The sequence below is a fragment of the Streptomyces sp. MCA2 genome (genome assembly GCF_023544705.1).
Lineage (GTDB): Bacteria > Actinomycetota > Actinomycetes > Streptomycetales > Streptomycetaceae > Streptomyces > Streptomyces decoyicus.
The window spans coordinates 21,442-27,441 of record NZ_JAMJFM010000085.1; the positions used below are offsets into that span (position 1 = coordinate 21,442).

Below are 6,000 nucleotides of genomic sequence, written 5' to 3' on the forward strand. Positions count from 1 at the left end.
GGGTGCGCTCAGTCAGGGCGCCCGGCCCGGAGGAGCGCTGTCGGCCCGGGGCCCCGTACTGCGGGGTGTGCTAAACAGGGAGTAATCAAAGGGGTACTTTGCAGCAGCTCAAGCTCGGAATCATGTCGCAGACCCGTAAAGAGAACGAGCACCGTCTGCCGATCCACCCGGCGCACTTCGGACGTATCGACGCCGATCTCCTGCCCAGCATTTACCTACAGACCGGTTACGGAGAGCACTTCGGTGTCCCGGACCGTCAACTCGCACCGTTGGTCGCCGGTTTCCGCTCACGCGAGGAGCTGATCGCGGAGTGTGACGTCATCCTGCTGGCCAAACCGCTGCACGAGGATCTGGCCGAACTGCGGGACGGCCAGGTGCTGTGGGGGTGGCCGCACTGCGTGCAGGACGAGAAGGTCACGCAGGCCGCCATCGACCGCAGGCTCACCGTGATCGCCTTCGAGGCGATGAACCACTGGACCCCCGAGGGTTCGTTCAACCTGCACGTCTTCCACAAGAACAACGAGCTGGCCGGCTACTCGTCGGTGCTGCACGCCATGCAGCTGACCGGGGCGACCGGCGACTACGGGCGCCGGCGGCGAGCGGTGGTGATCGGGTTCGGCGCCACCGCCCGCGGAGCGGTCACCGCGCTCAGCGCGCTGGGCGTGCACGACGTGGACGTGCTGACCGCCCGCGGCGTCACCGCCGTCAGCTCACCGATCCACTCGGCGCGGATCGTGCACTTCGACCACGACGAGGCCGACGGCACCCTCGACCCGCGGCGCAGCGTGGTGCTCACCGAGGACGGCCCGGAGCCGCTGGCCGAGTTCCTCGCCCGGCACGACATCATCGTCAACTGCGTGCTCCAGGACACCGCGGCGCCGCTGATGTTCCTGATAAAGGAGGACCTGCCGAAGCTCGAGCCCGGCACCCTGGTCATCGATGTCTCCTGCGACGAGGGCATGGGCTTCGCCTGGGCCCGGCCGACCACCTTCGACGCCCCGATGTTCACCGTCGGCGACCACGTCCACTACTACGGCGTGGACCACAGCCCCTCCTACCTGTGGGACGCGGCCACCTGGGAGAACAGCGAGGCGCTGATCCCGTTCCTGCGGCCGGTCCTCGAAGGGCCGGCCGGCTGGGACGGTGACGGCACGATCCGCCGGGCGATCGAGATCCGCGGCGGCACCGTGCAGAACCCCGCGGTCCTGGCCTTCCAGCAGCGCGCCGAGCAGTACCCGCACGTGATGCTCTGAGCCGCCGCCCGGTCTTCGGCGTACCCGCACCGGGTGCGCCGAAGACCGGGCGCTCTCCCTGCGAGCAGCCGGCGGACCATCCCTTCGGTGCCGTCGGCCGGCCGGATGTCCCGCGGACGTCGGGCGGCAGGAGCCCCGGACGTCACACGCGGCAGAGGATCTCGCCGTGCAGGATGCCGAACCAGCCGTCCTCGTCGGCGCCCCATGCGCGCCAGGCCTGCGCGATCCGGTCCAGCTCCGCCGCCGTGGCATGCCCGCCGTCCACCGCGATCCGGGCGTAGGAGGAGCTGACCGTGCGGTCCGCCCACAGCTCGCTCCACCAGGAGCGCTCCTGCGGGGTGCGGTAGCACCAGGTGCCAGCGGTGGCGGTGATCGCGTCCGGGGCGAAACCGGCCTGCCGGGCCCAGGCGTGCAGCCGGCGTCCGGCGTCCGGCTCACCTCCGTTGGCGCGGGCCACCCGCAGATACAGCCGCAGCCAGTCGGCCATCCCGTCGACCTCCGGGTACCAGGTCATGGCCGAGTAGTCCGAATCGCGGACGGCGACGATCCCGCCGGGCTTGGTGACCCGGCGCATCTCGCGCAGCGCCTGGACGGGGTCGCCCACGTGCTGGAGCACCTGGTGGGCGTGCACCACACAGAAGGTGTCATCGGGGTAGTCCAGGGCGTGGACATCGCCGACCGCGAAGTGGACGTTCGTCAGGCCCCGTTCAGCGGCCGTGGCGCGCGCCTGGTGGAGCACGTCCGGTGCGTGCTCCAGGCCGGTGACCTGCCCGTCCGGTACCAGTGCGGCCAGGTCGGCGGTGATGGTGCCGGGGCCGCAGCCGACGTCCAGGATCTGCATGTGCGGCCGCAGGGAATCCAGGAGATAGCCGGCCGAGTTGGCGGCGGTGCGCCAGGTGTGGGAGCGCAGTACGGACTCATGGTGGCCGTGGGTGTAGACGGCGGATTCCTGCGGCATGGTCGACTCCTTCGCATGATCCGGAGCGGTGACCGGGACGCGCGCGGCGGCGCCCGGGTCACCACTCGGGCGGCCGTGCGGAACCAGGCCCGGCCGCCCTTCGGTGTGGTGATCACACCGTACGTCGGAATCTCGCATCCTGAGAGTGGGGTCTCATTATTCGGGCAGCAGGCGGTAGACCGTCAGCGCCTCCTTGTGCTTGTCCAGCGTCAACTCGGCCGGGGCGGGCGTCACTTCACCGTCGAACGCCAGCGTCGTACCCTCCGGGAGCCCGCTGATGTGCAGCCGGGACAGGCGTGCCTCGCCGAGCACCGGAGAGCTGCGCGGGGTGCCCGTCAGGGCCGCGGCGAGCAGCCGGGTGCGGGCCAGCCTGCCGCCGTGCACCACCCGCACATCGAGCACCCCGTCGGCCAGGTCGTGCCGGCGCACCGGCGCGAACCCCAGCCCCCGGTACTGGCAGTTGCCGACGAACAGCAGCCATACGGCGCGCCGCTCGCCATTGATCTTCAAGGTCAGCGGCGCGGCGGTGCGCAGCACCTCCCACGCCGCCAGCACCCCGGCCGGCCAGGCGCCGATCTTCCCCGCCCAGCGCTCGCGGATCCGCACCAGCTCCGGATACGCGCCGATCGAGAAGGTGTTGAGGAAGTGCCGCGCCTCCGGATGCGGCTCGGCCCGGAAGCGCGCCACGTCCACCGCCACGGCCTCACCGGTCTCCACGGCGCGTGCCGCCTCCGCGTAGGTCTCGATCCCCAGGTCGTACGCGAAGTGGTTCAGGGTGCCGCCGGGCAGTACCGCGAGCGGCAGCCCGTGCCGCAGCGCGACCTCCGCCGCGGCATTGACGGTGCCGTCGCCGCCGAGCACCCCCAGGGCGCCGCCCAGCGTTCTGGCCCGCTCGGCGGCATCTTCGAGGACCTTGTCCAGCGGCTCGCCGTCCTGCCCGCCGCACACCACCACCTCGGCCTGCGGCAGCACCCCGTGCACCTCCTCGGCCCGGTCCGGGCGGGGGCCGCCCGTGCGCTGCCCCGAGCCCTGGTTCGCCACGACGACCAGGCCCCGGCCGCCCGGCAGTGCGGGCGCGTCGGCGCGCGGTCTGGCGGGCGGCGCCAGCTGGGCGCGGGTCGGCGCGAAACCCCGGACCGCGAACGCCGCGCCCGCCCCCAGCGCGGCACCCGCCAGCACATCACCCGGATAGTGCACCCCCGTATAGACGCGGGAGAACGCCACCGAAGCGGCCACCGGCGCCAGCGCCAGACCCCACCACTTGTTCTCGAAGGCCACACCGGTCGCGAAGGCCACCGCCGAGGCGGCGTGCCCGGACGGGAAGGAGGAGGTGATGGGCTGACGGTGCAGCTGCCGTATGACCGGGACCGTGTCCAGCAGCGGCCGCTCGCGCCGCACCGAGCGCTTGCCGAGCGTGTTCACCGTCGCCGACGCCACGGCCAGCGAAGCCACCCCGCGCAGCGCGGCCCGGCGCATCGGCCGGCCGCCCAGCGCCGCCGCGCCGGCCGCGAGACCGAACCACAGCAGCCCGTGGTTGGCGCTACGGGTCAGCCGGGGCAGCACCCGCTGCGCGCCCGGCCATTCGCGCGCGGCAATGAGGTGGAAGGTCCGCCGGTCGAGATGGGTCAATAGCGATCGCATGCGCCACCTTGTACCCCACACAGCCTGGAACAGGCAGGAAGGCGCCGCGACGGGCCTCGGGGGTGTCTCACCGGTCTCCGTGGGCGCTCAGGTCCGGCTGCCGTGCCCCGGCCCTCCGTGGGCCTTCAGGTCCGGCTGCCGTGCGCCGGCCCTCCGTGTCCCCGCCGTCAGTGTCCCGGCCCTCCGTGTCCCCGCCGTCAGTGTCCCGGCCCTCCGCGTCCCGGCCGTCAGTTCCCCGCCCCTCCGTGCCCCGGCCGTCTGCCGGCCCCGCCCGTCCGTGCCCCGCCCCTCCGCGCCCCGGCCGCCTGCCGGCCCCGCCCGTCCGTGCCCCGCCCGTCCGCGTCCCGGCCGTCCGTGCTTCGCTTCCGGGATGATCAGGAGACGGCGCGACACCGACCTCGACGCCTGTGTGGCGGTCCTGGCCGAGGTGCACACCCACAGCGGCTATCCGCACCACTGGCCGGACGATCCGGCGGGATGGCTGACCCCCGACGGGCTGACCGCCGCGTGGGTCGCCGAGGCGGACGGCTCGGTCGTCGGCCATGTGGCGCTGTGCGGACACGAGGCCGGCCGGCTGTGCGTCGCACCCACCGCACGCGGCGCGGGCCTCGGCGGACGTCTGCTGCGCGCCGTCGAGGCGGAGGCGGCGGCCCGCGGACTGCGTCCCGTACTGGAGGTGAAGGACACCGACACCGCGGCCATCGCCCTCTACGAGCAGCTGGGCTGGACCCGGCGCGCCACCGAGCGGCAGGAGTGGGGCGCCGGCGAGGTGGTGACGGTGCACCGCTACGAGGCCCCCACGGCCCGCCCGGCGCATTGAACGCCCGTCCCCCTCCCCGCTGACGTGTCGCCCCCCGTCGCCACCCCCGCCATCTGCCAAGGTGGACGAGGCCGCCCCTCATGTGACGGGCCCACGATCGACCCGCCGTCGCGGAGTGGAGGTACGGATGCAGCGGACCGCCCCGGATCCGCAGCGGGAGCCGGAGCCGGATCCGCCGGTGGGCCTTCCGGTCCTCCCGGAACTCGCCGCGCACCTCGCCGCGGCCGCCGACCGCACCGAAGCCGAGCCGCCCGGCGGCTCCGTAGAGCTGCGCACCGCCGCCTGCGGCTACTGGGAACGCCGCGGCCTGGCCACCACCCCCGACCGGGTCCTCGCCGCCCCCGGGGCGCCGGCCCTGCTCCTCGCGCTGTACGCCGCGGCCGACGGGGCGGTGCTGCTGCCGCGGCCCTGCTCCGAGTGGTACGCACCGCCCGCCCGGCTGCTCGGGCGCCCGGTGCATCTCGCGCCCGTACCGGCGGAATCGGGCGGGGTGCCCGACCCGTTCGCACTGCTGGAGACCGTCCGCCGGGCCCGGATGCACGGCGACGGTCCGCGCGTTCTCGTCCTGTCCGTCGCCGACGATCCGACCGGCACCTGCCCCGCGCCCGAACAGCTGCACGAGGTCTGTGAGGCGGCGGCGCAGGAAGGGCTGTGGATCATCAGCGACGAGACGCGCCGCGATCTGCTGCACGATCCGCATGACACCGTGGTGCTCAGCCCCGCCGAGATGCTGCCCGGGGAGGTCGTGGTGCTCACCGACCTGCGGGCCACGCTGGTGCCCGCCTCCTGGCCGGCCGCCCTGGCCCGCTTCCCCGCCACCGACCGGGGAGCCCTCCTGCGGACCGCCGCGCTCGACGCGCTCACCGCGGTCTCCACGCCGCTTCCCGGGCCGGTCGGCTGCGCCGTCACCCATGCGCTCGGCGAACCCGACGAGGTGCGCGCCAGGACGGCCACCGCCGCCCGGGTGTACGGCACGCTCGCCGCGGCGCTCCACCACACCGTCACCGAGGTCGGCGCCGTCTGCCGCCCACCGCACTCCGGCAGCCATCTCTACGCCGACTTCGAGCCGCTGCGCCGGCCGCTGGCGGCCCACGGGATCGTGGAATCCCGTGCGCTGGAGCGGAAGTTGGCGCCCTGGAGGGCACGCGGCGGACACCGCTTCGGCGACGCGCCGGGCGCCCTGCGGGTACGCCTCGGCGCCGAGGCGCTGCTCGGCGCCGACCGCGAGCTGCGACAGCGCGTCCTGGCCGCGCCGGATCCGCTGGAACTCCCGCACATCACCGAGGCGTTGACCGCGCTGTCGCGCGCGCTGGCCGGGCTCACGACGT

The 6,000-nt window shown here is 74.0% G+C and carries 5 protein-coding genes; 3 read left to right on the top strand and 2 right to left on the bottom strand.

The window, feature by feature from the left end:
* Positions 1 to 98: 98 nt before the first annotated feature.
* Positions 99 to 1,253 carry a N(5)-(carboxyethyl)ornithine synthase gene (locus M8I34_RS39450; protein WP_250057912.1) on the top strand — a complete coding sequence of 385 codons (1,155 nt, stop codon included), beginning with the start codon at positions 99 to 101 and terminating at the stop codon, positions 1,251 to 1,253.
* A gap of 142 nt (positions 1,254 to 1,395) precedes the next feature.
* Here the strand turns inward: M8I34_RS39450 and M8I34_RS39455 are convergent, their stop codons facing one another.
* Both M8I34_RS39455 and M8I34_RS39460 read right to left on the bottom strand, forming a co-directional pair.
* Entirely contained in the window at positions 1,396 to 2,211 is an 816-nt protein-coding gene (locus tag M8I34_RS39455; RefSeq protein ID WP_250057913.1) for a class I SAM-dependent methyltransferase, read from the bottom strand.
* A gap of 156 nt (positions 2,212 to 2,367) precedes the next feature.
* Complete coding sequence (locus tag M8I34_RS39460) at positions 2,368 to 3,852, bottom strand: bifunctional phosphatase PAP2/diacylglycerol kinase family protein (protein WP_250057914.1); 1,485 nt, start codon at positions 3,850 to 3,852, stop codon at positions 2,368 to 2,370.
* Between the two features lie 370 nt (positions 3,853 to 4,222).
* On the opposite strand from M8I34_RS39460, the gene M8I34_RS39465 reads away from it, so the two are divergent.
* Together M8I34_RS39465 and M8I34_RS39470 are read left to right on the top strand one after the other, a co-directional pair.
* Positions 4,223 to 4,672 carry a GNAT family N-acetyltransferase gene (locus M8I34_RS39465; RefSeq protein WP_250057915.1) on the top strand — a complete coding sequence of 150 codons (450 nt, stop codon included), beginning with the start codon at positions 4,223 to 4,225 and terminating at the stop codon, positions 4,670 to 4,672.
* Between the two features lie 127 nt (positions 4,673 to 4,799).
* The coding region (locus M8I34_RS39470; RefSeq protein WP_250057916.1) for an aminotransferase class I/II-fold pyridoxal phosphate-dependent enzyme at positions 4,800 to 6,000 on the top strand (1,201 nt) is incomplete at its 3' end.

Excerpts from the sequence above, each read along its gene's own strand:
- M8I34_RS39455 (WP_250057913.1), bottom strand. The coding sequence starts at position 2,211 with ATGCCGCAGGAATCCGCCGTCTACACCCACGGCCACCATGAGTCCGTA.
- M8I34_RS39460 (WP_250057914.1), bottom strand. The coding sequence starts at position 3,852 with ATGCGATCGCTATTGACCCATCTCGACCGGCGGACCTTCCACCTCATT.
- M8I34_RS39465 (WP_250057915.1), top strand. The coding sequence starts at position 4,223 with ATGATCAGGAGACGGCGCGACACCGACCTCGACGCCTGTGTGGCGGTC.